General features: G+C 50.8%; 29 protein-coding genes. 20 read left to right on the top strand and 9 right to left on the bottom strand.

What is annotated here, in order from left to right:
• Positions 1–97 precede the first annotated feature (97 nt).
• Positions 98–1,570: a cobyrinic acid a,c-diamide synthase CobB gene (locus tag AC5JLP_RS34315; RefSeq protein ID WP_496072368.1), complete on the top strand. Its 1,473-nt coding sequence runs from the start codon at positions 98–100 to the stop codon at positions 1,568–1,570.
• A gap of 15 nt (positions 1,571–1,585) precedes the next feature.
• Here the strand turns inward: AC5JLP_RS34315 and AC5JLP_RS34310 are convergent, their stop codons facing one another.
• Complete coding sequence (locus tag AC5JLP_RS34310; RefSeq protein WP_496072367.1) at positions 1,586–2,149, bottom strand: helix-turn-helix transcriptional regulator; 564 nt, start codon at positions 2,147–2,149, stop codon at positions 1,586–1,588.
• A 489-nt stretch (positions 2,150–2,638) separates the two neighbouring features.
• The gene (locus AC5JLP_RS34305) at positions 2,639–2,773 is read right to left on the bottom strand and encodes a hypothetical protein (RefSeq protein ID WP_496072366.1); all 135 of its coding nucleotides are present in this window, start codon (positions 2,771–2,773) and stop codon (positions 2,639–2,641) included.
• A 566-nt stretch (positions 2,774–3,339) separates the two neighbouring features.
• On the opposite strand from AC5JLP_RS34305, the gene AC5JLP_RS34300 reads away from it, so the two are divergent.
• From AC5JLP_RS34300 to AC5JLP_RS34285, 4 genes are all read left to right on the top strand, one after another.
• Positions 3,340–3,570: a hypothetical protein gene (locus tag AC5JLP_RS34300; protein WP_496072365.1), complete on the top strand. Its 231-nt coding sequence runs from the start codon at positions 3,340–3,342 to the stop codon at positions 3,568–3,570.
• Positions 3,571–3,753: 183 nt separating this feature from the next.
• A complete protein-coding gene (locus AC5JLP_RS34295; protein WP_496072364.1) occupies positions 3,754–4,806 on the top strand; it encodes a cation diffusion facilitator family transporter in 1,053 nt (350 codons plus the stop codon).
• Between the two features lie 68 nt (positions 4,807–4,874).
• Positions 4,875–5,090, top strand: coding sequence for a hypothetical protein (locus AC5JLP_RS34290; RefSeq protein ID WP_496072363.1), 216 nt, complete (start codon positions 4,875–4,877; stop codon positions 5,088–5,090).
• 241 nt (positions 5,091–5,331) lie between these two features.
• Entirely contained in the window at positions 5,332–7,296 is a 1,965-nt protein-coding gene (locus AC5JLP_RS34285) for an alkaline phosphatase (RefSeq protein ID WP_496072362.1), read from the top strand.
• A gap of 164 nt (positions 7,297–7,460) precedes the next feature.
• On the opposite strand, the gene AC5JLP_RS34280 is transcribed toward AC5JLP_RS34285, so the two are convergent.
• Positions 7,461–7,808 carry a hypothetical protein gene (locus AC5JLP_RS34280; protein WP_496072361.1) on the bottom strand — a complete coding sequence of 116 codons (348 nt, stop codon included), beginning with the start codon at positions 7,806–7,808 and terminating at the stop codon, positions 7,461–7,463.
• Between the two features lie 677 nt (positions 7,809–8,485).
• Between AC5JLP_RS34280 and AC5JLP_RS34275 the strand changes: the two genes are divergently transcribed.
• From AC5JLP_RS34275 to AC5JLP_RS34245, 7 genes are all read left to right on the top strand, one after another.
• Complete coding sequence (locus tag AC5JLP_RS34275) at positions 8,486–8,863, top strand: hypothetical protein (protein ID WP_496072360.1); 378 nt, start codon at positions 8,486–8,488, stop codon at positions 8,861–8,863.
• 364 nt (positions 8,864–9,227) lie between these two features.
• The gene (locus AC5JLP_RS34270) at positions 9,228–9,560 is read left to right on the top strand and encodes a hypothetical protein (RefSeq protein ID WP_496072359.1); all 333 of its coding nucleotides are present in this window, start codon (positions 9,228–9,230) and stop codon (positions 9,558–9,560) included.
• 139 nt (positions 9,561–9,699) lie between these two features.
• Positions 9,700–10,329, top strand: coding sequence for a thioredoxin family protein (locus tag AC5JLP_RS34265; protein WP_496072358.1), 630 nt, complete (start codon positions 9,700–9,702; stop codon positions 10,327–10,329).
• Positions 10,330–10,426: 97 nt separating this feature from the next.
• A complete protein-coding gene (locus AC5JLP_RS34260; protein WP_496072357.1) occupies positions 10,427–11,119 on the top strand; it encodes a cytochrome c biogenesis CcdA family protein in 693 nt (230 codons plus the stop codon).
• 34 nt (positions 11,120–11,153) lie between these two features.
• Positions 11,154–11,879, top strand: coding sequence for a peptide-methionine (S)-S-oxide reductase MsrA (gene msrA / locus AC5JLP_RS34255; RefSeq protein WP_496072356.1), 726 nt, complete (start codon positions 11,154–11,156; stop codon positions 11,877–11,879).
• A gap of 21 nt (positions 11,880–11,900) precedes the next feature.
• Positions 11,901–12,503 (top strand): cytochrome b/b6 domain-containing protein, encoded by a 603-nt coding sequence (locus tag AC5JLP_RS34250; RefSeq protein WP_496072355.1) that lies wholly within the window; start codon positions 11,901–11,903, stop codon positions 12,501–12,503.
• Between the two features lie 357 nt (positions 12,504–12,860).
• Positions 12,861–13,580: a molybdopterin-dependent oxidoreductase gene (locus AC5JLP_RS34245; protein ID WP_496072354.1), complete on the top strand. Its 720-nt coding sequence runs from the start codon at positions 12,861–12,863 to the stop codon at positions 13,578–13,580.
• Between the two features lie 35 nt (positions 13,581–13,615).
• On the opposite strand, the gene AC5JLP_RS34240 is transcribed toward AC5JLP_RS34245, so the two are convergent.
• Together AC5JLP_RS34240 and AC5JLP_RS34235 are read right to left on the bottom strand one after the other, a co-directional pair.
• A complete protein-coding gene (locus tag AC5JLP_RS34240) occupies positions 13,616–14,470 on the bottom strand; it encodes a HEAT repeat domain-containing protein (protein ID WP_496072353.1) in 855 nt (284 codons plus the stop codon).
• A 165-nt stretch (positions 14,471–14,635) separates the two neighbouring features.
• Positions 14,636–16,384: an EAL domain-containing response regulator gene (locus tag AC5JLP_RS34235; RefSeq protein ID WP_496072352.1), complete on the bottom strand. Its 1,749-nt coding sequence runs from the start codon at positions 16,382–16,384 to the stop codon at positions 14,636–14,638.
• A gap of 1 nt (position 16,385) precedes the next feature.
• Between AC5JLP_RS34235 and AC5JLP_RS34230 the strand changes: the two genes are divergently transcribed.
• Together AC5JLP_RS34230 and AC5JLP_RS34225 are read left to right on the top strand one after the other, a co-directional pair.
• Positions 16,386–16,562, top strand: a complete 177-nt coding sequence (locus AC5JLP_RS34230; protein ID WP_496072351.1) for a hypothetical protein — start codon at positions 16,386–16,388, stop codon at positions 16,560–16,562.
• 431 nt (positions 16,563–16,993) lie between these two features.
• The gene (locus AC5JLP_RS34225; RefSeq protein ID WP_496072350.1) at positions 16,994–17,452 is read left to right on the top strand and encodes a CAAD domain-containing protein; all 459 of its coding nucleotides are present in this window, start codon (positions 16,994–16,996) and stop codon (positions 17,450–17,452) included.
• A 273-nt stretch (positions 17,453–17,725) separates the two neighbouring features.
• Here the strand turns inward: AC5JLP_RS34225 and AC5JLP_RS34220 are convergent, their stop codons facing one another.
• Positions 17,726–18,313, bottom strand: a complete 588-nt coding sequence (locus AC5JLP_RS34220; protein WP_496072349.1) for a (2Fe-2S) ferredoxin domain-containing protein — start codon at positions 18,311–18,313, stop codon at positions 17,726–17,728.
• Positions 18,314–18,552: 239 nt separating this feature from the next.
• Here AC5JLP_RS34220 and AC5JLP_RS34215 point away from each other — a divergent pair, with 239 nt between their 5' ends.
• From AC5JLP_RS34215 to AC5JLP_RS34205, 3 genes are all read left to right on the top strand, one after another.
• Positions 18,553–18,978: a DUF1824 family protein gene (locus AC5JLP_RS34215; protein WP_496072348.1), complete on the top strand. Its 426-nt coding sequence runs from the start codon at positions 18,553–18,555 to the stop codon at positions 18,976–18,978.
• A 54-nt stretch (positions 18,979–19,032) separates the two neighbouring features.
• On the top strand, positions 19,033–21,285 hold the full coding sequence (locus AC5JLP_RS34210; RefSeq protein WP_496072347.1) for an ATP-dependent helicase: 2,253 nt from the start codon (positions 19,033–19,035) through the stop codon (positions 21,283–21,285).
• A 317-nt stretch (positions 21,286–21,602) separates the two neighbouring features.
• Positions 21,603–21,782, top strand: coding sequence for a DUF2949 domain-containing protein (locus tag AC5JLP_RS34205; RefSeq protein ID WP_496072346.1), 180 nt, complete (start codon positions 21,603–21,605; stop codon positions 21,780–21,782).
• Between the two features lie 60 nt (positions 21,783–21,842).
• Here AC5JLP_RS34205 and AC5JLP_RS34200 read toward each other — a convergent pair whose 3' ends face one another.
• Complete coding sequence (locus tag AC5JLP_RS34200; protein WP_496072345.1) at positions 21,843–21,968, bottom strand: hypothetical protein; 126 nt, start codon at positions 21,966–21,968, stop codon at positions 21,843–21,845.
• Between the two features lie 183 nt (positions 21,969–22,151).
• Complete coding sequence (locus tag AC5JLP_RS34195) at positions 22,152–23,498, bottom strand: TldD/PmbA family protein (RefSeq protein ID WP_496072344.1); 1,347 nt, start codon at positions 23,496–23,498, stop codon at positions 22,152–22,154.
• A 261-nt stretch (positions 23,499–23,759) separates the two neighbouring features.
• Between AC5JLP_RS34195 and AC5JLP_RS34190 the strand changes: the two genes are divergently transcribed.
• The 3 genes from AC5JLP_RS34190 to AC5JLP_RS34180 all read left to right on the top strand — a co-directional run bounded on the left by AC5JLP_RS34190 (position 23,760) and on the right by AC5JLP_RS34180 (position 25,998).
• Entirely contained in the window at positions 23,760–24,245 is a 486-nt protein-coding gene (locus AC5JLP_RS34190; protein WP_496072343.1) for a phosphate-starvation-inducible PsiE family protein, read from the top strand.
• Between the two features lie 55 nt (positions 24,246–24,300).
• Positions 24,301–24,753, top strand: a complete 453-nt coding sequence (locus tag AC5JLP_RS34185) for a nitrate reductase associated protein (RefSeq protein ID WP_496072342.1) — start codon at positions 24,301–24,303, stop codon at positions 24,751–24,753.
• A 165-nt stretch (positions 24,754–24,918) separates the two neighbouring features.
• Positions 24,919–25,998, top strand: coding sequence for a BMP family protein (locus AC5JLP_RS34180; RefSeq protein WP_496072341.1), 1,080 nt, complete (start codon positions 24,919–24,921; stop codon positions 25,996–25,998).
• A gap of 130 nt (positions 25,999–26,128) precedes the next feature.
• Here the strand turns inward: AC5JLP_RS34180 and AC5JLP_RS34175 are convergent, their stop codons facing one another.
• A complete protein-coding gene (locus AC5JLP_RS34175) occupies positions 26,129–26,665 on the bottom strand; it encodes an orange carotenoid protein N-terminal domain-containing protein (protein WP_496072340.1) in 537 nt (178 codons plus the stop codon).
• Positions 26,666–26,685 lie beyond the last annotated feature (20 nt).

Raw genomic sequence — 26,685 nt, 5'->3', positions numbered from 1 at the left:
GTAGAGGACTGCAAGCGTTTTGTAACCCGGTTGAAAGGGTTCTCACACCTTGTCAGTCAGATTTAAGGCTATCAGCTAATCACTAACAACTATTGTTATGGTTCTCATTGTTGCAGGCGAGCGCAGTGGGGTGGGCAAAACAACGGTCACTCTTGCGTTGCTGTCCTGCTTACGACAGCGAAATGTGTCGGTGCAATCGTTTAAGGTTGGGCCTGACTACATCGATCCAATGTTTCATCGTTATGTCACGGGTCGCGCTTGCCGCAACCTTGACCCGGTGCTGACATCCGAAACCTATGTGCAGCAGTGTTTCGATCGCCATGCGAAGACAGCTACTCATGCGCTTGTTGAAGGGGTCATGGGGCTATTCGACGGGGCTGCTGGACGCAAAGACTTTGCCAGCACGGCTCATGTTGCCCGGTTGCTAAAGAGTCCCATTCTTTTGGTGCTAAATTGCAGCGGGATGTCTCATTCGATCGCCGCCATTGCCCACGGGTATCGCTCGCTCGATCCGCGCCTTCAGTTTGCCGGAGTCGTGCTCAACCGGGTTGGCAGCGATCGTCATTTGGAACTTCTCACCGCCGCATTGGAACCCCTCGACATCCCCATTCTGGGTGTTCTACGCCGACAGGATGAGATTACCATTCCCGATCGTCACCTGGGCCTGATCCCGACTGCCGAACTGGAAAACCTGAACGCGATCGTCGATCGACTGGCTTATGTGGGTGAAACATGTTTTGACTGGGCACAGTTGATGCCGTTATTGGAGTCGGGAGTCGGGAGTTGGGAGTCGGGAGTCAGAGGGCAGAAGGCAGAAGGCAGAGGGCGGGAATCGGAACTCAAAACTCAAAACTCTCTAGCGTTCGCGAAGCGTGTCCAACGGACTCAGCGGCACGAAGTGCTACTCAAAGCTCTCTCGCTCCCCTCTTCCCCCCGAATCGCGATCGCCCAGGATGCTGCCTTTAGTTTCTACTATGCCGACAATTTAGACTTGCTGGAAGCGTTAGGCGCTGAGTTGATTTCCTGGAGTCCTCTATGCGATCGCGCGTTGCCAGATGGCGTGCAGGGGCTTTACTTTGGCGGTGGTTTTCCAGAAATGTTTGCTGAGCAGTTGGCAGCGAATGTGTCTGCTGGCGACAGCGTACAAGCGGCGATTCAGACTGGCATGCCGACTTACGCAGAATGTGGTGGCTTGATGTATCTCTGCGAAAAAATTACGACCTTTGAAGGACAGTCGTTTCCGATGACGGGCATATTACCGACCACGGCTGTCATGAGCAAGCGCTTAACTCTGGGCTACCGCCATGCGATCGCCCGTCAAAATAGCCTGATGCTAGAGCGTCACTCAACGGTTTGCGGACATGAGTTTCATCGCTCCTATTTGACTCAGGAGCCAACGTCTCCGCTTTTTTCCCTACTCCCTACTTCCCACTCCCCACTTCCCACCCCTGAAGGCTGGCATCGTCCCAATCTCCATGCATCCTATCTTCACTTGCATTGGGGAACGCATCCAGAAAGCCCGGCTCGCTTTCTAGAATGTGCTGCCAGGTATGACAGCCACACGGGATAATGGCAAGATGCTGACCTACGATGCCTGACTCGATCGCCATTCTGCCTCGTCTTCTGCCGCCTGTTGTTTGAGGTGGATGTTCTTCAAGTGTTTTTTGACCGTATCAAGCGCAATATAGAGGTTCGTTGCGATCGCCTTGCGGCTACAGCCCGATCGTCGTTGTGACCAAACTTCTGTTTCACGGGGGGTCAGTCCCCACTTTTGGGCTTCGGCCAGCGCCAGACTTTGTACCGACTGGTTCTGGTCTTGCAGGCGCAGCAGCAGACAGGGCCGTGAGGCAATCTCCAGCGCCAACCACTGTGCCCGAATGCGGAAGGTCGTTTTGGACGTTACCACTTCTGATTCAAGCACGATCGGCTTGGTGGGGCACATGGCTTTACTTTCAATGAGCGACTGATAAACACGCTGAATTTCACGCGGTAGCGGATCAGACGTGTCACGCCATAGCTGGGCATAGATAGCGCGCGCCATCCCGTTGGCATAAACAAGGTCATGCTGATCGGTCATGACCAAAACACCATCAATCAAGCTTTCTAAGATCGATTGCAGTAAATTATCGAAATTGATTGAGTAATTCATAGTTATTGTGTTCATTGGGGGCTGAAATGAACGTTTTGTTGCCTTAGTTGCACAAAAACTGTTTAAGCAAAATGGAATTTAACTCACACACACCACTGTTTGAGATCACAGCGCTTTTTGTCATGGCGGCTTAACCGCATAGTCTTTACCTCCAGTTCTGTATAATGCAGACGTTGGATGATCCTGATCCGGTTGACTGTAAGAAAAAGTAATACATTGAGCCAATGCAATATTGAGCCAATACGAGGCAGCAAACTGCTTTTAGGCGCAACGTTTAACGCTTTTCAGCCTTAAGAAACCGTTAATAATGGTTACAGCTCGAATTGCAAAATTACGCATAGATGATGCAGTTTGTCTGCTGTAGATAATGGCATTGGTGTTCATCACGGCGATTGCTGTAAGGAGATAACCTGTAAATCCTGCGCCGTTGATCCTGCCTTTACAACCTGCATTTCACCTGCTCAAGCAAGACGTCTTGCTTGAGTCAACTTAGCGATCGCCATTATCATCTGGCTGGCTTACAGCACGGTTTTTCGTAATGCGAACGTTTGCTGCTTTGTAACACATGATTAAGCAGACACAGCCCATCCTTAAAGCCTGTGGATTTACCGCTGTTTTGTCCATGACAACCAGACTCAGCAGAGTCTTGGGCTTCCATCTAGCCCCATCTATTAGTGCAGATTTTTCCTCTACCCGTCTACACTCGATTGAGTGATTTCTGCTGATTTTGAAAGTGCAGCTATGGCAATTCTACTCTTTTGGAAAAACGATCCTGGATTGGTCTTCAGCCTTCGCTTTCAGTAGACAGCACTCAATGTCAGGCAAACCAAGAACGACTGTCAACTTACATAACGACGCACCTTGTATCGATAGATCGGAATGTTTTAGCAACTACACTAATACAAACATGTCTTAAAGAACAGAATTCAACAGATAGCTTGAACTCATAAAAGTACGGCAGTAGAAAGACTAAAGCATTTTTTTTATAGCTCCTTTTATAGATAGAATTCAAGCGCAAGCTTACGTACTGTGACAATACAAAATAATTTAAGCTAACTGCCTCTGAAATGTGGATTAATTCGCTCGTTACACACTGGTGCTCTGAGGCAAACCTGATTGACTGACAAAAGTTCTGAAAGGTTACTGGCTTCGTTACTTACCCGCCCGTAATTCAAAGCCAGGCTAACGACATGAAACCTGTTGTAGGCTCTGAAGCCGGATCATTGAAGGCACGATCGCTAGTAAACGCTAGTAAAGCGGCACACAGTGCCTACAGCAATGCGTTTGATGTACAGAATTTAACTGGCAATGAGCATGCGATCGTTCCAGGCACTTTACAGCCATTTGCCACCGCGACGCAGCAATACAGTCTGCTTGAAAGCCGCTTGAATGTTGGCGCAGATCAAAAGTTATCTTCATAGAATCTTCACAGAATCGCTGCTCTACTAAATTCCTTTGGTGAAGTGATTTGTGTGGTTTTACTGAGCTTCTAGCGATGCTCTTAACCAATACCTACGCAATATTAACTAGACCTTATCGCTTTATTAACTGCATCACTGCTAGCCTGTTCAGAGGTTCGTTGATTTATCTACCAGGCCTGCTGAATGACGATCGCGGTGACACAGGGGCGTAATTCTTCTGTTAATGATTGGAACTGTCAATGTTGTGACTTGGATAACCTGGCATCAGGTCAGTCTCGACGAGCCACTCGTCGGTTGTGGCTTGTGCTTGTGCTACTCGTTTGTCTCTGGTTTGCAGAGTTAGGCATTGGTTCATGGAGTCACAGCTTGTCGCTGCTAGCTGATGCAGGGCATCTATTTTCAGATGTGGGCGCGTTGGCAATAACGCTCGCTGCAAGTTGGTTTGCGCGTCGTCCGGCGACGGGTCGAGCCACGTTTGGGCATTGGCGCGTTGAATGGTTGGCAGCTCTAGCGAATGGGTTTAGCTTGCTGGCGATCGCCGCGCTAATTGCCTGGGAAGCTTTAGAGCGCTTTCACTTTCCTGAGCCTGTTTTAAGTTTGCCGCTGTTGCTAGGGGCTGGGTTGGGGCTGCTTGTCAATGGTCTTAATCTTAAACTGCTGCACAAGCATAGTGTCAACGATCTCAATCTTCAGGGCGCATTCTTACATGTTCTTGCGGATGTTGCTAGTTCGGTAGGCCTTTTGGTCGCTGCGCTAGTCATTTATAGCCTGCACTGGCTGTGGATTGATGCGGTTGCGGGTCTGATGATCGCTTGCCTGACTGGGTTGAGCGCACTGCCGCTGATTTGGAACAGTCTGGAAGTTTTGCTGAACTATGCACCGCGATCGACCGATCCAGGAACCGTAAGGAAATGCCTGGAGTCCTTTGCAGGCGTTCATCAGGTGCAAACGCTGAGCATCTGGTTAATTGCTAGCGATCGCATTGGGCTTTGTGCGCAGTTAGCGATCGACCCGTTGACAGCAGCAGAGCGCGATCGGTTGTTAGCAGCGCTGCAAGCTGAACTGAGCCAAACCTTTGGTATTCAGGAAGCAACCTTGCAGTTTAACAATCGCTATGCCGTGAGTTTGGAAGGTTTCCAAATGCTAGACAGCCGTTTAAGTGCCCACGTAAGTGCAGCAACAACGTTGGGTGATTTAGTGACTGCTGAAGGGTCGATGCATCACAGCAGCCAGTAATCATCGTGTGCGGCGATCGTCGCACACTTCAGATAGAGTTCACGATTCGCACAAGGAGACCGATCACAATGTCCTTTTTGAGTAACCGCCAGCGCTGGTTTGCTTGCTTTTTGGGTGGGCTGTTGGCAGCGATCGCGCTGTCTTTCGCCACTATGACGGCAAGTCAGCCATCTGCTGAAGCTGCTACGAAGGTATGGGGCGATCAAACAGCCATTACAGCTATAGGCGTTCGCGTTACGGCTGATGCTGCTAGCTCTCATCAAGAGCCTAATTTTTACCAATAGGACTTACGCAAAAGCGGTCATCTTTCGCCCCCTAGCCCCCAATTTTGGGAGAACAGAGCCAATTAAAGCCCCCAATGCTGGGGGCTAGGGGGCAAGTGCGTAAGTCCTAACCAATAAGTAGTTTGCTAGTCGCTTAGCTGATAGCAGTACGAGTTTACCCGCTGTAGTGGATCGCCAATCCAGCTATCTTCGGCTGCTGTTTTATTTTGCATTTTGTCCTGCACACCAAAGGTCTCTGCCAATGCTTCGCTTTTTTAGCACCTTTTCACGTTGGTTAGCACTGCTTGCGGCTACCGTTTTTACCTCATCCTCACTGTTGTTCAGCCCGATCGGTCTTCCGCCTGCGCTTGCCGACAGTGGTTCCGGTAACGGCGTCAATGTCATTTTAATGATTGGCGATGGCATGGGTTGGGAAATGGCTCGCGCGGCTTCGATCGCGAAGGGTGCTCCTGCCTACAAATCTGGCAAGGGTACTGGGTTGTTCATGCAACAACTGAAGGGCTACACCTACGCCACCACCTACGGCACCACCATTCCTGGTGCGAACGGAGTCTACAACGATGGCAACTCTGCCTTGAATGCATCCGACTCTACCTGTAGATCAACGACCAATCCGACTGGTATTGATTGTGGTGCGACAGGTGCGGCTCCACCCCTTCCTGGCTTCACCTTTAGCCCAGAGTTCAACCCCGGTACACCTGCACGTAACTTGACGGCTGCGGCTCTCCAGCCTTGCCGCACGGGTGGCAGTACCTCTGGTGGTAATTTGGTTGGCTACGACCCAGCGAAGGGTGGCCCTAATCCCTGGACCCCGATTAGCCCTGCGGTTGCCGAAGCTCAAGGGTACGATCGCGACTACATCACGTGTAGCTATCCTGACTCGGCAAACACGGCAACATCGCTGTATACCGGGGTTAAAAGCTACAACAACGCGATCGCTGTTGATATTTTCGAGAAGCTGCTAGAAACCATTCTGCAAGCTGCCAACAAGCTTGGTAAAGCAACAGGGGTAGTGACATCCGTACCCATTACCCACGCAACTCCTGGTGCAGCCATCTCTAGCGTTAACCGCCGTGCCAAATACGATGCAGACTACCCAGCACTGGATAACATTCTGCAAGAGGCCATCCGCTCGGATCTCCCCGGTGAGCCGTACCTACCCACCGTGCTGTTGGGTGGTGGTCATCCTCTAGACTTTGAGAATACGGCTGCTGCTAGCACGATCGTGCCCAAAGGCTTTACGTATATCAGAGAATCAACCTATAACGAGCTGCACAGCAAGCCTGACTCAAACCGTTATGGCTACAAGTTCTTAGAGCGTGATACCCGCGTCACAGACTTGAGTGTCAAAACAAAGGACATTGTGAACGCTGGTAAGCAACTGCTGGATGTGTCTAAAGACCTTGATCCGAATCAGGGACAGCGTTTGCTGGGGCTGTATGGCGCACGCGGTCAAAACGGCAATATTCCCACTCGTGGGTCTACAGGCGATTATGCCTTGACTGGCTTGGATAACTTCTCGGTCTACTCAAGCGCGTCTGCTTCCACTGCTGCAACGGGTCAACCCGCCAACAACGGTACGCAGATTCCGACCCCTGATACCGTGCGTCCGCTTGTGCTAGGTGAAACGCCAACGAACTTCATTCAGCGCGAACGCAAAGCGAACCCAACGCTTGCTCAAATGACTAAAGCGGCACTCAACGTATTGAGCAAGGATAAGGATGGCTTCTGGCTGATGGTGGAAGGTGGCGATGTAGATTGGGCTGCCCATGATAACAACATGGAAAACCTGATTGGTAATGTGATTGCCTTTGACAATGCGATCGGCGAAGTCATTCAGTGGATTGAGGGTCATGGCGGCTGGCGCAAGAATGTGTTGGTTGTCACGGCTGACCACGACCATTACCTGACCATCAACGACAACTTCCCTAAACTGCTCGATCGCTATGGTGCGAAAGATTTGACCTTTGCCAAGCACACTCCTAAAACGGCTGGTCACTTCTGGGGTGCTTACGACACGATCAAGTACGGTTGGGGCAACCACAGCAACCGTCCTGTGCCCGTTTACTACCAGGGCGCACCGCTGAACCTGAAGCAATACGTGGGTAAGGACTTTGAACAGTATGGCTTCACCATTCCTGGTCTGCCCAAGCATGTCGATCAATCGCAAATCTATCAGGCAATGCTGGCAGCGCTGAAAAGCTAACTGCAAACCCCCTTGTCATCGTGACAGTCTTTGGTTGGCACGGTGATGTTAAAGAATGACTGAAGATCTCGATCGCGAGAGCCTCTGTCACTTTAGAGCGTTAAACATGGCTGGGATGGTAGCGATCGCTGCCATCCCAGTCTCTTTAAGCCTTTGCACCCTCCTCAGTAGCGACCATCATCTGAGTCTGGATTACCTTGAGCATGGCTTCCAGTTTGCTCGCCTGCCTGTGGTGGAACGCCTACTTGAGTTGGTGCGGCTTGAGGCAATCGCGTTCTTGGTGTTAACTGATTGGTCGCAGGGTCGAGTTGCGTCGATTGGGGAGGCGTTCGGCTGCAAAGGCTCTGCAAATTTACAATTCTGCCATCCTGGGTTCGCATATAGCATGGCGGCTCATCAATAGGGTTGATTGTTGCACCAGTGGCAGCCGTTGGGGTGATACAGGCGATGAAGCCCAGTGCCGTTGTCCACCTAAGCCAGGTGAGCGATCGAGAAGCATTGTTCAGTTTCATTGTTCGAGCGCTGGTAGAAGTACGAACTGGTTATAAGTAGGAGGATGAAATTAATTGTAAGATGGAGCGCCTGCTCAATACGCGTATTATGCCTGCCCCTTTACGCATTCTTTTAACCCCTATAGGACTTACGCAGTCGCCCCCTAAATCCCCCAATTCTGGGGGACTTTGAGTGCTTGCTCCCCCAAATTTGGGGGCTGGGGGGCTAGTTTTAGAGAATTTGCGTAAGTCCTGCCCTAAAGAAGATCGGATCTTAGAGAATAGTGAAGTATTTGATCAAGCAAACCAGGCAGGAATTGGTTTAACCTCAGCCCGTTCTTACTACACAAAAGATCACATCCACTCTTGGCTTCCAGCGATGCCCCGTGATGGGATGAGTTCGCCAACTATAGAAGCTGGCTGCTGTTCCGTTGACAGGTTTGGTATAAGTGCTAGTTGCTTTTCCATCTCCTGATGGGTTGGCGGTTGAACAGTTAGGATCTGGTCTCATCTAGCCTTCACAAGCTGAGAAATCGCTGAGAGATGTCTGAGAACACTATTGGCTGAATTTCAGGCAATTTCTTGTTGCGCTTCAGACAGGTTTCAGTGCTGGCTGCGATGCTTTGAGTGTGAATCAATGGTGATTCAACTGACAACACGCCGCAATCACTATCCAAATCTTTCAGTAGGAGTGCCCAATGAAAATAGCTTCTTTGCTCACAGGTGTCGCAATGGTTGGTTTGGTTACGATTGGCGATGCATCACTCAAAGCATTCAATCCATCACTGGTTGGTAAGGCGATTGCCGCTGAAGCAAAGCAATCAGGGCCTAGCGTCCAAGAAAAAATTGACCTGATTACAAAAAACAAGGGCCAAATTGGCGGTGGTGACCAACTGCGTCGCTTTTTCTATGGTGACTTGGAGCCGATCGGCATTCAAGTAGGAGGTGCTGGTCACGTCGTAAACCTTTACAACAAAGCGAACGATGTCACGTTTGCATACTGCTCCCATTTTGATGTGGTTGTTGCCGTAAAGAAAGGAAAAATCGCTCAATTTCCTGCTGCCGAAGTGAAGTAACTACGAAATTTGACCCGGCACTAAAAGGTTTTGGCAAAGCCTGTTTTATCGGGTGGTTTTTACCATTGAAATTTCCACATCGGCGAGCGGCTTCAACCTCGTCAATGCTCAAGTCGGTAAAGCCTGGTAAGTATCAGAAGTTTGTCAGGCTGACATTTCTAAGGTGATTGACTCTATACGTACTGAGCCAATCACTTTAGCTCCTGTACAACTGAAACCAACTTTACCAGGCGTAAGTAAGAGCACCGCTGTTGGCATCGCCTTTACAACGAGATCCTACGAGCAATTGTGTTCGTACTCCAAGCATCACCTGATCAATCAAAAGCAGCTTTTCTCATTCCATTACTCTAAGGATGAAATCACCATGAAAGCAAAACTGTTGTGTCTCATTGCAGGTCTAACGATGGCTAGCCTTGCTGCTTGCTCCAGTACGCCAACCGTTAATCAAGCATCTCCTAGTAGTGCTCCCGCCGCTAGTACCAGCCCTGAAGGTGCCATGAAAGGTGATGCCATGAAAGGCGACGCGATGAAAGGCGATGCCAAAGGTGATGCCATGAAAGGCGACGCGATGAAAGGCGATGCCAAAGGTGATGCCATGAAAGGCGACGCGATGAAAGGCGATGCCAAAGGTGGTGCCATGAAAAGTGATGCCATGAAAGGCGATGCCATGAAGAAAGAGACCACGACCAAACCATAATCGATCGTCTCATTAGGGTAAAGCCGCATTGCAGCAGATGGTACCCTCACGAACGCTTGTTGTAACAAACAGCAATTACAAGCATTCGTAAGGGTATCTGTTATGCATATGTCTCATCATGTTTTTTGAGGGAGCAGAAATGGAAAACCTTTCACGGCGCAGAAGGCAACTCCTGTCCTATCTTGGTTTAGGAGTTGCGGGTGCAGGCGTTGCAACGGCTTTGGGCGTCATTTCAAGACGAGCCGTTCCAGAGACGACGATCGCTCCCTCTAGTTCATCCTCTAGCAGCAGCACTCCTGCTGAAGTTGCATCAAGTAATAGTTCTCTAATCGCGTCCAGTAGAGGGTTGCCAGACTTTCAGGGTATCAGTCAGTGGCTTAACTCGGCTCCATTGGCAGTTAGTGATCTCAAGGGGAGTGTTGTGCTGGTGCAGTTCTGGACGTTTGCCTGCATCAACTGTCAGCGTACGTTGCCCTACATTGTGCAGTGGCATCAGCGCTATAGCGATAAAGGGCTGAAGGTGATTGGTATCCACACGCCAGAGTTTGCCTTTGAGCGCGATCTTAACAACGTCAAGCAGGCCTTACAGAAGCACAACATTACGTACCCTGTGCCGATCGACAACGAGTTCAAAACCTGGAGAGCTTACAACAACGAGTATTGGCCGCATTTGTTCCTGGCTGATCGCCAAGGCTTACTACGCTACGACCACATCGGTGAAGGCGCATACGATACCACCGAGCAAACAATTCGCAAGCTATTGGGCTAACGGGGCGTTTGCTATTTCTCTTAGCCTCCTCTGTGACCCCTGCTCTCTCTGTGCTGCTTTTTGTCTTCTGCCTCCTGCCTCTCCCCCCCGACCGCCAATGCCTCCCTCTACTCTCTCTATAGGACTCGCTTTTCTCGGTGGCATTCTGACTGTACTGTCGCCGTGCGTGTTGCCCATCTTGCCTGTAGTGGTTGGACGATCGCTCCAGTCTCATAAGTATGGCCCGATCGCGCTAGTGATTGGGCTGGTGGGTGGATTTGCTGTCGCAGGAAGCCTTTTGGGGATTACAGCAAGTTGGTTTGCCGCGCTGGCAAGTGTGCTGCGGTATATCGCGATCGTCATTTTGCTCTTGCTCGGCCTTTTAGCCATTGTGCCAGCCTGGAGCTACCGGATCTTTAGCTATCTGCCTCTCCACCGTTGGACGAAGGAATCGATGCGCGGTGGGCTAACGGGTGAATTTTGGTTAGGTACACAACTGGGACTTCTATGGACACCATGCGCTGGGCCAGTGCTGGGCGGCATCTTAGTGTTAGCAGCCGTTGATCATCATGTTGGTAGCGCGCTTGGGTTGCTAGTTGCCTACGGAGTCGGTGCGGCTGTTCCCTTGTTGGCGATCGCGTATGGCGGACGTGCTGCCAGCCGACGCCTGCTTAACTTACGCGCTCACAGCGCTACCCTACAACGGGTAGGAGGTGTCATGATCGTGTTTACCGCGATCGCCATCTTGCTTGGTTGGGATGTTCAAGTGCAGCTTTGGCTAGCCCCGTTTTTTCCGTCTCTACCGCTTTGAACGCAACTTACTCCTCACTTACACCACCCACACCATGTCAACATCTACAACGAACCTTATTTTTCGCTCTCTACGTAAGCTATCAATCTTGTCGTTAGTAGCACTCGCACTGATAGGCGGAGTCTCGTATTTGCGGTTCTCTCAGTCTGCCGCTAACTCGTCGATCGCGATGGTGAGTAAAGTCTTTCCTGACCCAGCTGTTAATCTCCCCACTTCAAAAGCAAAGGAACTGCGGACGGCAGTTTTTGCGGGAGGCTGCTTTTGGGGCATGGAAGCTGTGTTTGAACACCTCAAAGGGGTTTCTGATGTCGTGTCGGGCTACTCTGGTGGCAATGCCGAAACAGCCCATTATGGGTTAGTCAGCTTTGGGCAAACGGGGCATGCGGAGGCGGTCAAAATCACCTACGACCCCACTCAAGTCTCCTACGGTCAACTGCTCAAGGTTTACTTTTCGATCGCACACGACCCAACGCAGTTGAATCGGCAAGGGCCTGATGCAGGAACGCAATATCGCTCAGCGATCTTTTTTGCCAGCCCAGATGAAAAGCAGGTGGCCCAGGCGTATATCGACCAACTGAACCAAGCGCATGTGTTCCAAAAGCCGATCGTGACTCAGCTTGCTCCCTTAACGGGATTTTATGAGGCCGAAACAGAGCATCAAAATTTCATTGACAACAATCCAAATCATCCCTATGTTGTCATTCACGATTTGCCGAAGCTTGACCAACTTAAGACCAAATTTGCCGCTCTCTATCAGTAACCTTTGCATTGGTTGTCGCTTATGGATGCATCCGTTCCAACTAAACGCAAGGTAAAAGCGCCCAGCCAAGCGATCGCGGCGAAAGCCTTTCACTGGATCAATATTATTAGCTTGCTGCTCATGCTTGCCAGCGGCTTGCGCATTTACAATGCCAATCCTGTGTTTGGCGGGCGCGCAGGTTGGCATTTTCCACGCGTCTTGGTGATTGGCAGCGGGCTAGCAGAGGGGCGCGATTGGCATTTTGCCCTCATGTGGGTGTATGCGTTGAACCTGCTGGCTTATGGGCTGTATGTGTTTATTACACGTCGCTGGCAGCATCGCTACGCGAGTGGTAATGACGTGAAAGCAATCCAGGTAAGCCAAAATGCCAAACGCAAAACCTATGCGTGGCATCGGCTGGTTTATACCGCAATTATGCCGATTTTGCTGTTGGCGATCGCCAGTGGTCTTGCCATGTACAAACCTGCCCAATTACATTGGCTTGCTGCCCTCTTTGGTGACTGGCAGACCCTCCGCACTATTCATTTCATCACCGTCCCCACCGTGTTGCTGTTTACACTGATTCATTCACTCCTCGCCCTCCGAGTGGGCAACATTCGTCTGGTTAAGTCGATGTTTTTGTAGAGAAGAAAGGCAGAGGGCAGGAGGCAGGAGGAGCGGGGGAGGCAGAAGGGTTAAGTGAGTCCCTTAAACTATACCGATCGACTGTCTAGACTTACCCCTTCGAGTGCAGACCTCGACCTTTCTAGTGAAAAGCTCGACGTTTCGACCTTAAACCTCAACCTTTCGCGATCAAAGCTTCACCTTCCGAGTGCACACCTGCATCGTTCAACCTCTAAGCTCAACCCTTCGAGTGCAGGCCTCGACACTCCGAATTCAAATCTCCCCCGCTTCCCCTGCTTCCCTTGCTTCCTCTGCCTCTTTCTCTCTCCTTCCCCCTGCACCACTTGCTTCCTCCGCCTCTCTATCCCACTCTTCCCCATGAACCTGATTCTCCCCAAACGCACCCTCTCTCGCCGTCGCCTTCTGCAATGGTCTGGGCTCTCTGGTGCAGGGCTGCTGTTAAACGGGTGCGCGTCGTCGTTGTTTGCCGAACAGGTCGGTCGGTTTTCAGAACCGTTGAATGAGCGGGTTGAAGCACTGATGCTTTCTCAGAAACCTGTGCCAGAATTTGCAACCAGTGCCCTTGATCCAGCAGAAAAGCTGCTCATTAACACGTTTGACTTCACACCCAGGATTGATCCAGCGACCTTTCGGTTGACGATCGATGGTGACGTCAATCGCTCCATGCAATTAAGCCTGGCAGACCTGCAAAACATGCCGCTCACGTCGATGAACATTCGCCACGTGTGCGTTGAAGGCTGGGCAGCGATCGTGCAGTGGAATGGTGTGCGTCTGCGCGATTTAGTTACCCTGGCACAACCCAAAGACACGGTTCGCTACGTCTACTTCACCTCAGCCGATGGTTACTATGAAAGCTGGGATCTCGCTTCAGCAGTCCACCCCCAAACGTTGATGGCCTATCAGCGCAACGGGCAACCGCTCACTCCAGACAATGGCGCGCCGTTGCGATTGGCATCCCCTGTCAAGTTGGGCTACAAGCAAAGCAAATGGGTCACGCAAATCACCTTTTTAAGCAAGCTGACACCGATGAAAGGCTATTGGGAAGATCAGGGCTATGAATGGTTTGGAGGGCTGTAGCAAAGGGGCGCTTAGCACGCGATCGCGGTTGCCTGCTACCAAAACCACTCGCGTTCTAATTCTTCTATTACCTGTAGGCCACGAGGATCGCCTACTTTGAGCAGTGCCGCCTTCGCATCTTCTCTCACGCCCAGCTCGCCATCTTCAGCAAACACCTCCAAAAGAGCATCAATGGCTGTTCCATAAATGATGTTGGATGGAAGTTCGCGGCAGAGTTGCCCCAGCGTCCAAGCACAGTTGCTCCGCACAGCCGCGATCGGGTCGTGTCGTACCGACTCAATGAGCGGTGGAATGGCAGCGATCACAGCCTCATAGCTAACGGCTGCAAGCTGAGCTAATGAACTAGCTGCCCACAACCGCACTGCCGAAATATCCGTTTTCAGCGCCTCAATCAAGGTTGGTAGTGCACGGCGATCGCGGCAGTTGCCTAGTGCCCAAACCACCCCTTTACGGACATAGCCATTCCAATCGTCGTTAAAGCGCGTAATCAAAGGCTCTACCGCATCCACACTAGGGTTCCGCCCTAGCGCATAGGCGGCACTCACCCGCACCAACGGACAGGGATCAGTCAAGAGTTGAATCAGTCGGGGTACGGCGCGATCGTCTTGAAGTTCGCAAAACGCCCGTGTTGCCAACATCCGCTGGTTTGGATCCGTGGCTTCTAACAGCCGCAACATTTCCTCCGGATCAGGCTTTGGCTCCTCTAACCCAGCATCAGCAGGCTCCATGTGATCCAGAGGACTCTCCAGATCGTCCTCAAAATCGAGGACACTCAAGTCATCGTCATCATACATATCTGTAACTTTACCGCACCAAGCGACCTCGCTGAAAGGCGGAGAAGGCAAAAGGCAGAGGGCAGAAGGCAGAAGGAGTTGTAAAGCCTTCGGCATGGCTTCACTAGGGTTGTTAGTTTTTAGTTGCTAGACACTGCTAGAAGGTAAGAGGCTGACCGCTGACGGCTGATAGCTCAAAAATGAAAGGTAGAGGGCAGAAGGTAAAGGAAAGAAGTTTTTAGTTGTCGGAAGATACCCCAACCCCCTCCTCCATTTCGACCTCTACTCAACCACATCGTCTTTCGCTATGGTGCTGCTATCGAAGCGTGCGTCTGTTCGCAAAAGCTCCTGAAGTTCAGATGTAGATATAGGTGGGCTAAACAAGGTGCCCTGCATGGCATAACAGCCACTTTGCCGCAAAAATTTAAACTGCTCGATCGTGTCTACACCCGTAGCGATGACTTTAAGCTGTAGGCTTTGCCCGATCGCAATCATCAGTTTGGCAATCGCAGCAGCATCACTATCGGTCAACATTTTTTGAATAAACGAAGAGTCAATCTTCAGCCCATCCAGGGGAAAGCGCTTCAGGTGGCCTAGAGATGAATAACCACTACCAAATTCATCCAGGGCAAGGTGGAGGCCGATCGCCTTGAATGCTTGAAATTTCTCACTGGTCATATCCACTTCTTTCATCGCGTAGGCTTCGGTCAGTTCTAGCATTAGCACCTCTGGGTCAAGCGCGGTTTGCTGCAACACGGCAGAAACGGTAGACACCAAGCGCTCTTGTGAAAGCTGAAACTGCCGCGCTGACAGGTTTACTGCTAGACGGATGGGGCGCTGTGCTACGGTTTGTAACTCTTTTGCTTGCGTGCAAACAGTTTCTAACATCCATTGCTCGATCGGGTCTACAACCGCCTCCTCTGCAACTGGCATTAGCACACTGGGATGCATCAAGCCCCGCTCTGGATGATTCCACATGAGTATCGCTTCTGCGCCAATGATCCGCCCGGTGATTAAATTCACCTGTGGTTGATAGTAAATTTCTAGCTCATGCTGATCCAGCGCAAGTGTGAATTGGCTCTCCATAAAGCGACTTTCAGCCGCTATAGTCGCCATCACGGGAGTATAGACCTGATACTGATCGTTCTGACTGACTGACTGCACGGCCAGATCAGCACAGGTTAGCAACTCGCCAGGGGCGTTACCATGATCTGGGTAGAAGGCAATGCCCGCTCTCATCTGCACTTGAATGCTCTGTCCATCAAGCTGATAAGGCTCAGTGAGGGCAGCCAGAAGTCGTTTAGCCGCATCTGCGATCGCGCTTTCGCTGGGGAGAGCATTGAGCAAAATGCCAAAATCGCTGCCTGCAAGACGCGCTACCGTATAGTTGGCAGCAGCTTGTTTGAGGCGTGCGGCGACCTTTTGCAGCACGTGATCACCGCTAAAGTAGCCCAAGGTCGTGTTGATTGCCCTAAAATCTTTCAAATTAAACTGCACAATAGCTACAAGTCGATTGGACTGCTGTGCATGCTCGATGGCTTTTTGGCATTCAGTATGAAACGAAATGCGATTGGGAAGGCTCGTGAGAGGATCGACATACGCGATTTGCCCCAAAGTACTGGCAGCCCGCTTCATTTCATCAATGTAGGGTTTGGTCAAAGCGGCCTGTTTGTTTAGACGGGCGGCGATCGCACCCAGTAGCTCCGCACGCTTAAAGGGCTTTGTCAGGTAATCATCTGCACCGAGTTCCATTCCCTGCCGGAGATCTGTGCGATCGGCTTTGGCACTCAAAAAAATGAAAGGGATCATGGCCGTTACTGGCTCATGGCGAAGTTGCTGCAAGACTTCATAGCCGTCAAACTCAGGCATCATGATGTCGCAGATGATCAGGTCAGGTTCATATGCCTGCGCCAATTTCACACCTGTAAGGCCATCATCAGCGAACAAGACCTCGAACGCTTCAGCTTTCAGCAGCTTGAGTATCAGCGCGCTGACAAGGGGGTCATCCTCAATCACTAAAATCTGAGCCATTGTGCTTCTCTTTTGCCAACCCGCACGGTTGAGCAGTGGACAATATGACAAGGCGATCGCTCAGCCGTTACAGGCAAAGCTAGCGCTAAGGACAAGCGGTGTCGTGTTAATCAGGAACCGTTGCGATCGTCCAATCGGTTGTCACCTTCCTGGTGATGGCAAACGGGAGCCTGAATGACGTTATGCCAAGCATCTGTGGCACAACGTGTCGCTTTTAGCATGCCCGTAGCAGACGCTAAATTAACTTGAGTAACGTTGAAAACAGGCAATTATGCGCCTGTATAGGCCCAACTGTGGGCTATCTCGCTGTAACCAGCTAACCTTTGTGTTCAAAACGTCTCATTGGAGAGTATGATGCGGTCGGTTGCAGCTAAGATTTTTAATCATTCAACTGCACCAGAACTGACCTGTCTTGCTAAGGTTGAGAGTGCTACGAGCGCGATCGATCGGGTTTGTTGCACTCTTGCTTAATCCGTCTTACTAGTGATAAAACCTGACTTTAAGGTTGTTAGTGTTAAAAAAAGCTGCCGAACCAGACTCGTCGTTCGATTGCTGGGAGATTTCTCTTGATCCAGCACTGCCCAGGTTGTTAATCCCCAGGTTATGAGTATGAACCCTGACGTTAAAGAAACCGAATTTCCTGATACAAGCCCTTCAGACTTTGCTCCTGAGACAAATTTGTCCCTGGAAGAGCCACCATTGTTGCCGCCTGCCTCTGAGACAGAAACAGAGACAAGCCAGCAGTTGAAGCAGGTTGCCGATCGCATTTATGCCTTTTTGTCTGGATTGCCTGACTATTTATCTGACTTTTTTGGTGAGTATAGGCGTCCCATCATTACACTTGGCTTGATTTTTGGGTCGATCGTTTCAGTTAAACTGACGCTCGCCCTCCTGGGTGCCATCAACGACATTCCTTTACTGGCTCCCACCTTTGAGCTGATTGGGTTTGCCTACACAGCCTGGTTTATCTATCGGTACCTCTGGAGAGCATCCAACCGAGAAGAGCTAGCGGCTAGTTTCGGTTCCTTGAGAGACCAGGTATTAGGCAGAGGCACCCCTAAGATCTAGTTCTTGTGCTCATTTGGTAAGACATAAATTGCAAAGCACAAACGGTTGCCCTCATGGAACACAGTTTGGCAATTTCCCTTGGTGGGTAAGCCTACTGGTCATGAGGGCAACACGATATTTGGCTCAGATCTTTATTTCTTTATCTAAACTTATTTTCAAGAGAAGATGGCGTTTCCCGCTCTGAATCAAGCAAAGCTTAAACGCCGTTCTTCTTACCTGCGTACGCTTGGCTTCATAGACCCGAAGCAGTCCAGAGCCAAGCTAAAGTGTTGATCATCCGTTGTTGGCAGCGCTGGCTTCTGGGTGCGATATGCGCGGGAAGTGTTCATCCACCAAAGCTCCGATGTCCTCGGCGGAGACGCGGCTGTAGCGAGTTTTGTCAGGCATAAACACAATGTTAGGCCCCGCCTTGCAGTGCTTCATGCAGCCTGTGCCCTGAATTTTGACATCAGATAGCTCACGATCGCTCAAAGCTGCTTCTAGAGCATGACAGACTGCTTTACCACCTCGTTTCATACAGTCTGACTTTTGACAGACGAGAATTTTGGCGCTAGCGGTAGGTCTGGGCACGGTCACTGATGGCGTTTCTTCTAGCTTTCCAGGCGTAGCAAGGCTCACTCTGTAGGCCTTAAAGGTTGTCTGCTCAGGCTTGTGGCTCAGTTTCTTTTTGCCCAAAACTTGAATCCACGCCCCTGGAACGATCGCTTGATCCAGCGAGAACCGCACCTCTTTTGCCAGCTTCACTACATGCTCTCCATCTGCCGTTAAAAGCCGTAAGCACTTGGGAGTACCCTCTTTAAACACGAAGCCTAAACACCGTCCTTCCAAGCTCAAGGTCGATCGCCGCTCTGTTTTGCTCATATGTTGTTCTAAGGGGTCGTTCTAAGGGTTGTGGGGACGTTTCTATTGAGAAAATTACTCAATAAGTCTATTCACTAAGCTACAACAAAAAAGTGCTCTTGCAAGCCCCCCGTCAGGCGTTTTTTGACAGATTCAACGCGATCGCGGCTGCTCGATAGCTAGTCATGACTCCGCAGCGTCTGCCTATCGGGCGTTACGATGAATGATAGGCTGAGGAGATGGACATTAGTTGAAACGTTATGCCAACGCTTAAATCAGATTTGACTACAGAAACGGCTCAAGGTGTTTTGAGGCCGTTTCTTTGCGTCGATCGATCACCTGAAACCACTCCCGAAGCTGCACTCATACGACAGGCACTCTTGCTCGTTGCTGCCCATTCTGACTATCAAATCTTAGGCATCTGTGCTGACACAATCAACCAGGCCACGATCGCGCTCAAGTCTTACCTCAAAGCGCTAGGCTACGAAGCAACGCCTGAAGTCACCTTGCTAGAAGGCTCTGTGTACGTCAAATTCAACCCGAAGAGCGATCGTTGCCACGTTGCGCCCTATACAGGTACCCATCGAGGCGTCCTTGTTTCCTGCCAGTCTGCTTATGATGGTGACGTGAACGAAACCTTTGGGCATTTGCCGTTAGATTTATTTGAAGAGCCAGCTCAAAGCTAAAACTCCCCCTTCGCCTTCTGCCTCCCCTGCTCCCTCCGCCTCCCCCGCTTCCTCATGTTAGCGACCCCTCTTCCCTTAGCGCTAGAGCAACTCCGCGATACGTTACGTCCAGGGCAGCGAGAGATTGCGCTGTGGCAAGGAGGCCTGTTAGCAGTTTCGGCAGTTCCAGGAGCTGGGAAGTCTACCGGGATGGCGGTAGCCGCCGCGATCACTATTGCTCAGCATCAGCTTAATGCCCGCCGTCAACTCGTAGTCGTGACCTTTACGCGATCGGCAGCCGCAAACTTAAAGGCAAAAATCCGTCAGAACTTGCAGGCGTTGGGGTTACCACCAGGAGGCTTTTTGGTGCAAACGCTGCACGGGCTGGCGTGGGCGATCGCGCGTGCCCATCCAGATTTATCCGGCTTGAACCCAGACAGCGTGTTAGTCACGCCAAACCAGAACCATCGGCTCATTCGTACCTGCGTTGAACAGTGGATCTCGGCGAATGCCCGTCACTATCAACTTTTGCTGGAGGGGCGGCAGTTTGACGGCGAGGAAACCGAGTGCCTCCGTCGGCAATCTGTGTTGCGATCGGAGGTACTGCCAGCGCTGGCAACGACCGCCATCCATGAGGCGAAAAGCTCCGGCTTAGTGCCAGATGAACTGCGATCGCAAAGCAATGAGATTGACGATCCGTATGCTGTTTTGACGATCGCCGCTGGACTATACGAGTTCTACCAGACCCAACTCCGCTTTCGGAACCTGATTGACTACGACGAAATGATTTTGGCGGCGCTGCGCGTGTTGGATGATCCGGTAGTGCGCCAGTTCTGGCAGCAACAGGTGTTCGCCGTCTTTGAGGACGAGGCACAAGATTCCAGTCCCCTACAGACCCAACTGCTAGAGATTCTAGCGGCTGATCCGGCTGATCCAGAAAATCTCGATCGAAAGAATTTGGTGCGCGTAGGCGATCCCAACCAGGCAATCAACTCCACTTTTACCCCAGCAGATCCCATCTTTTTCCGAGACTTTTGTGACGCGTGTCGTGCCCAAAAGCGGCTAGCTACGATGACACAGGCAGGACGCAGCAGTCATCCCATCATCGATGCAGCCAATTTTGCTTTGCAGTGGGTTAACCAATCCAGATTGGCAGGGGACGAGCAACCCTTTAGTGTTCAAATAATTCAGCCAGTTGCTTTAGATGATCCGCAACCCGATGCGAATCCTGCGCCAGAAGGTGTGGGACTGGAGCTACACACGCCAGACGACGTGTACCAAACGGTAGAACGCATCGGGCAACGATCTCTGGCATTGTTCAAAAAACAGCCTGAGCGACGGGCCGCGGTACTGGTTCGAACCAACGAGCAAGGGCGCTTTGTGGCAAAGGAACTGCACCGATGGTATGGCGATACCTTGCGGGTGTATGAAGTTGGTCAACGCGATCGCCAGTCGCATGTACCAGCCGAAATGCTGACCTTACTGCAATTTCTCGATCGCCCCCACTCGCCCGATAACCTGAAAGCGGCTCTCACGGTTCTGGTTGCCCGCAAGCGCATTCCTACTCAAGATCTCAACGCGATCGTCAGCTTTCCAGAACAGTTTCTCTATCCTGGCCCCCTCGACCCCGCCCAACCTGATGCCGTAGCCGAAGCACGCCTCTACTGCACCAGCCTTCTCAACGCCCGCCTACAACTTCCAACCGCCCAACTCATTCCGTTTCTGGCGCAGACACTTGATTATGAGCAAACAGAGCTAGCCACTGCCGACAAGCTCACAGAGCGCCTTGCCCAGCAGACGACTGACAACCACGCTCTTTCAGGCGTTTTGGGGCTTTTGAGCGAGATCGTCACCTCAGAGCAGTTTGAACCCGTCGAGACAGATGATGCGGAAGAGCGCTACATCCGTGCTGGGCAGTTAACCGTCATTACTATGCACAAAGCCAAAGGACTGGATTGGGACTACGTGTTCATTCCCTTTCTGCACGAGCAAACCATTCCTGGGACCCAATGGATTCCACCACAGGCGCAGTTTCTCGGTGACTTTACGCTGGCAGAGATCGCACGCGCCCAGATTCGCGCTAATTTGCATCATCAGGTTTTGCTGTCTTCGATCGAGGATGCCTGGGCGCGCGCCAAACATTTGAAAACGGCAGAAGAGTTTCGTCTGCTTTACGTCGCCATGACGCGAGCAAAACGGCTGTTGTGGCTATCGGCAGCTCAAAAAGCCCCTTTTACGTGGAACAAACCAGAAAATTTGCAAGAACGTGAACCGTCTGCGATCGTACTTGCCCTAAGAGAACGGTTTCCCGCCGCTATTATGGTGTAATACGCATCGGTATCATACGTATTACGGTGTCATACATGCGGTAATCCGAATCAGGAAAATGAGTGTCTAGCCGTGAAGATGAAAGAGTCGCATCACGCCAAGACTCATGGCTTTCTCATTGGACGTTAAGTTAATGCGTCTAAAGTGAGAGTGGAGAATGGTTTAACTGTGCTTAAAGAGCTTACAAAGCTATACCCTGAGGTTGTTGTTTCGGTGGCTTTTTGAGAGAGAATAGTGAGAGCAACATGAGAGAGTGTTGCAAAAGTTAACAAAAACCCTTAAATACGTTTAGTGCCAAATGGCTGGATGGAGGCTCAATGGAAGCCCGTTTGATTAGATTTTTACAAGAAGAACTGGCAATTTCGGATTCTGCAATCGCTACAGTTAAACGCCACCAGGAGTTCAACGCAACCTTGCTGCCCATGCTCCTATGGCAATATGGACTTGTAACGTTAGAAGAACTCGATCGGATTTTTGACTGGCTTGAAACGGCTTAATAGCAAAGGGCAGCGCCTACCAGCAGTAATCTCAAAGTCCGCGATCAACTGCCACGCCTTCTAAATAGCGCTGCTAAAATGCCTGAGTTTGTGCTGGGTTCCCTGCGCGACGCACTGCAACAGAAAGGCAAGATTGTTTAGCCTGACGATCGCGGCCTGGTTTGGCAAAGGCTTGGCTTCAGTCACAACGGGCCGCGCACTAGGCAGTGTTTTAAAACTTCAATCGTTTCATTGCTGATAGCTTCTGCCCCCTTTTCTTGTATGCCCAAAGGGCTTTAAGCCCCCATGCTGGGGGACTTTGAAGCTGGTTTGTAAGCCCCCAAATTTTGGGGGTTGAGGACTTCCGAGGGTTTTAAAACACGCACTAGCCTACTCTCCCGTAATCGACAGTTCCTCGACCCAGATGTATGGGCAAACGCCACCAGGCGTCAGATGTGCCTCTGGCTCAATGTAAAGGATGGTTTTGAGCAACTCCAGAAAATCACCTGCAACGGTGGCAGATTCAATGCTGGTGCGCTGACCGTTGTTAACCAGCCAACCATCAAACGGTAGCGAGAAGGAACCTTGAAGCGCCTTCACACCTGCATGGAGGGCATGGAGGTCGTCAATGAGCACGACGTTTTCGGCAGTCTCTAGACGATACGCTTGCTCGGCCGATTTGCTAGTGAAGACGTGGTAAAAGTGCGGACTGACCGTTACTTTTGCACCCATATTTGCATGTCCTGTGGGCTGGGTGTTGAACCGCTTCGCCGTACCAGCGCTGTGAAGGAAATTGACCAGCATTCCATCGGCAATCAGTGGAATCCGACGAGTGGGTGTGCCTTCGCCATCAAAGGTGGCGATCGCGATGTTGTCTTGATGCAGCGCATCATCCGCTATAGACAGTAAAGGAGACGCAATCTGAGTGCCCAAGGACTCCGGCGTTGAGAGGCTCTGGTGATCGAGAATGCTTTGGGCGTTGAACAAGTTGGAGAACGCGCCCAACAAGCTCAAAAACGCTTCTGGTGAAAAGACAACGCGATATTTGCCAGTTGGAATTTTCTGATAGTCGAGGTGGCTGATCGTTTTTTCAATAGTTTCTTTCAAGCAGCCATCCACATCGAGCGACTCGAGACCGCGACTAATGCGGAATGCACCTGCACTGCGAGGTTTTTTGCCGTCTTCTTCCGTTTTGGTGTAGAGATAGAGCGAAGTGGTAGAGTAGGCTTCTGTCCTCAAAGCACCGTCGCTGTTGAGGTAGAAGTGATCGATGTCGCGTTGTGCGAGTCCGTTATAAGGAACAGACGCGATCGCGGGATGTGCCTCCGTCAGCTCCTGCTCCGCTGTAACCAGTTTTTCGACGAGAGTTGAAATCGGAGCCTGTGGCGCTTTCTCTGCAAATTCGCGTGCGAGGGGAGCCGTCGCTTCAGGGCTAAAGTCCGGAGCGTTTTCTTTGACGCCAAAAAAACTGGCTTCGTAAGCAGTTTTAAGTGCGAGTGCTAACCCGTTTGGATCAACATCGGTCGTGGACGTAATGCCCATTGTTTGGTCGTCGTTCCACACTCGTACAGTCACGCTAGAACGATTGGACGCTTTTACCTGATCGGGTTTACCTTGATCGACCTTGGCGCTGCTTTCATCCACCGTAGAGCCGTAGATGTCGAATTTGTGGATTCCCAAGCGATCGGCAGCTTCTTTTGCCTGCGTCGCTAATTCTTTGATTGTCGGCACAGCCATTCTCTCAACCCTTAAAAACTTCCGATGTGACGGTCTCTTTCAGTATGAACGATCGCGCTTACTTGAGCTTGATTCTAGCAAGTCGCAGTCTTAGAGGGCTAACAAAGCCTGATGAGGGTTTTAGCTCATCCATCGAAAATCCAGGTTTTGGGTGAGCTACCGTCACTTGCGCCCACTCTTTCATTTGCGTTAGCGCATGGCATCGGGTATTCTCACTCCATTAGATATTTTCACTTCGTTAGACATCGGTTTGGTTGAGCTATGCGATCCTGGCAGCGAGTGGCACGCTTCTTCCAACAGACCTTTAGCGACGACAGCTTTCTAAGGGCGTTACGAGGGTTTGAAGGGCTAATCTCTAAGATTTTGTCGATCGCAATGGTGTTTGTGATTCTACTGGCGGTTTACGACTTAGTCACGTTTTTAGGGTCAGATCTTTTTAGGCAGCCTTATGGCCGCTTTGGAACAACCCTATTCACGATCTTTGGGTTGTTCCTAAATGTTCTCATTGCCCTAGAGATTTTGGAGAATATTACGGCCTATCTGAAAAATCACGTGATTCAGGTGGAACTGGTGATTGTCACCTCGCTGGTTGCCGTTTCGCGAAAAATCATTATTTTGGATCTGCAAAAAACAGCAGGTTTAGATCTCATTGCCCTGGCGGCAGCAATCCTAGCGTTATCAATTAGCTACTGGCTTGTGCGCCATGTGAATCGACACGCTAAGACGCGCGATTCGGATGAGTCTTGAGTTGGGTGGGTGTGAATGTGTAGGGTGTAGAGTGTAGGGCAATGAAAGCTAATGTATGACTGAGTTCTTTCAATTTGAAGCCGATTTTGTCGAGTCGCTGCGCTGCATTCCCATGCAGGTACGGCTAAAGCTAGATACCTGCGGCATTAAGCTGAAGCTGCCGCAGTGGCACCAGATGACGCAGGACGATCGTCGATCGCTCCTTGAATTACCCTGCGAAACAGCTTTAGACGTGCAAGCCTACCGCCACTCTCTGACCCAGCTTGTTCGGGAACGAACGGGTGCTGTTGCCTCAACGTTGGCGATCGACTCCGCACCACCCTGGCTGGATACGACCGCTATTCCAGAAAGTGTGCAAACAAAAGCCCTGGAAGTTGGCGTTGCGATCACCCTTGACCAATGGGATCAATTGCTGGTCGTTGAGCGCTTTGCACTCATTAAACTCAGCCGTTCTAACCATGAAAACGCCAATTTTTTACCTGCACTAAAAGAATTTCACGTCATCTAATAGCTGTGGAAAGGAAGGCGCGGCGTGGATGCGGCATGAATGAATGGAAAGATCTGGGTGAAGAGATTCTGTCGCAGGCCTGCCCTGTACGCATGCATAAGCACAATCGTAGAGAGCACCATAACGTATTCTTGTAGAGACTTTATCAAGGCAAGGAGTCTGAGCATGGTTCACCGCTACCGTCGTCGTCAACTGCTGATCTATGCTTCGACGGCTCTAGGGAGCAGTTTGTTGTTGAAGGCGTGTGCGAATCCAACGCCTACGGAAAGTCCAGCGGTGAGTAGTGCTGCCAATTCATCACCCGCAGGAACAGGCTTTAAGGTCGCGATCGTCTTGCCAGGGCCAATTACAGACAAAGGCTGGAACCAGGCAGGCTATGAGTCAATGGCTATCGTTAAAACCAAGCTTGGTGCCGAAACAGCCTATGTGGAAAAGGTGGCTCAGGCTGACCAGGCTGAAGCGCTATCTGACTTTGCTCGACGTGGCTTTAACCTGATCATTGCTCACGGTGGACAGTTTGAAGCCGCCGTTAAGCAGGTAGCAACGCAGTTTCCAAACGCCTTTTTTGTGATTTCAGACGGAGTTGCCACTGGCAGCAATATTGCCTCTCTGCAAGTGAACCATCTACAAATTGCTTACCTATGTGGGATTGTGGCCGCCGAAATGAGCAAAAGCAACAAAGTGGCCTTCCTCACAGCCCAGTCGTTCACCACAACTGATCAAGAACGTCGGGGTTTTGAACTGGGGGCAAAGTCGGTAAAGCCAGCGATCGAAGTCAAAGCCAGTTACACAAACGACTGGAACGATGTCAGCAAAGCAAAGGAGGCAACCCAAGCGCTTTTAGCAAGCGGTGTTGATGTGGTTTACAACATGCTGGACGCCGCCGCCGCAGGTGTGATTGAAACGGTAGCAGACAAGCAAGCCTACGCGATCGGCTACTTTGAAGACCAGCTCAGCCGCGCCCCCAAAACCGTTTTGACCAGTGCTGTGCAAAATTATGGGCTGGCGATCGAGACCGTGGCTGAGATTGCGAAAAATGGGCAGATCAAAGGAGACGTCTATACGCTAGGACTCGATAAACCCGACATCTTGCGCTTGGGTGAGTTCAGCGCGATCGTCTCTGAAGCCACTAGGCAGAAGGCATTACAGGCAAAAGACGCACTCGCCGCCCAAAAAATTGCCTTTGAAGATTGCAAACTAGGTGGGAAAGCGAGTTGGTGTATCAAGGGGGCAAAAACCACATAGAGAACAAGAGAATCTAATAGAAGTCAGGAGTCAGACTGCATTCAGGAGATAAACTGCGCTTACCATCACTGGCTTCTGGCTCCTGACTCCCCTTCCTATCTACACTGCTACAAACGGCACGAACGGTCACTCAAAGGCTAGCCGTTTTGCCTGTTTCTGCTTGCGATGGAATGGGTTGAATATTACTGAAACCCATGCCACTGACGATTTCACGCAGTAGTGAAATTTGCTCCTCAAACTCCAAGCCTTCAATTTGTCCAACCGCTTCTGTAACAGGTTTGGCTGCTTGATAGCCTGCTGGTAACCCAACCACGCTTTGACCCATAGCCTGCGCCCAGGCAAACCAGACCATCAGTTGGTTATTTTCTTTTAAAGCCCCATAAGCATGACCATACTCACTATCCACCCCATTCACAATGTCTCGCATAATATCAAGCTGCGTGTCATGAGACAGGGTGTAGAAGTTGTCCATTAAAAGAGGCGCTAGCTCAGGGTCTGTGGCAGAGGGAGCCGCAGGCGTGATTGAATCTCCCATTTTTTTATACACAAGGTACAGCAACGCTAGCTTTGCGTCAGTATCCAGCTTTTTAAAAGCCTTTAGTACCGCTTGTGTCTTCTCTGGTAAGTACTCACTTGAAGACACATCTTGACTAGCAGATTGAGACATAACAAACTCCGTTAGAGAGG

It is taken from the genome of Stenomitos rutilans (assembly GCF_059505485.1).
Note: the sequence above shows the minus strand (reverse complement) of the source record. Positions and strands in the feature narration are given on the sequence as shown.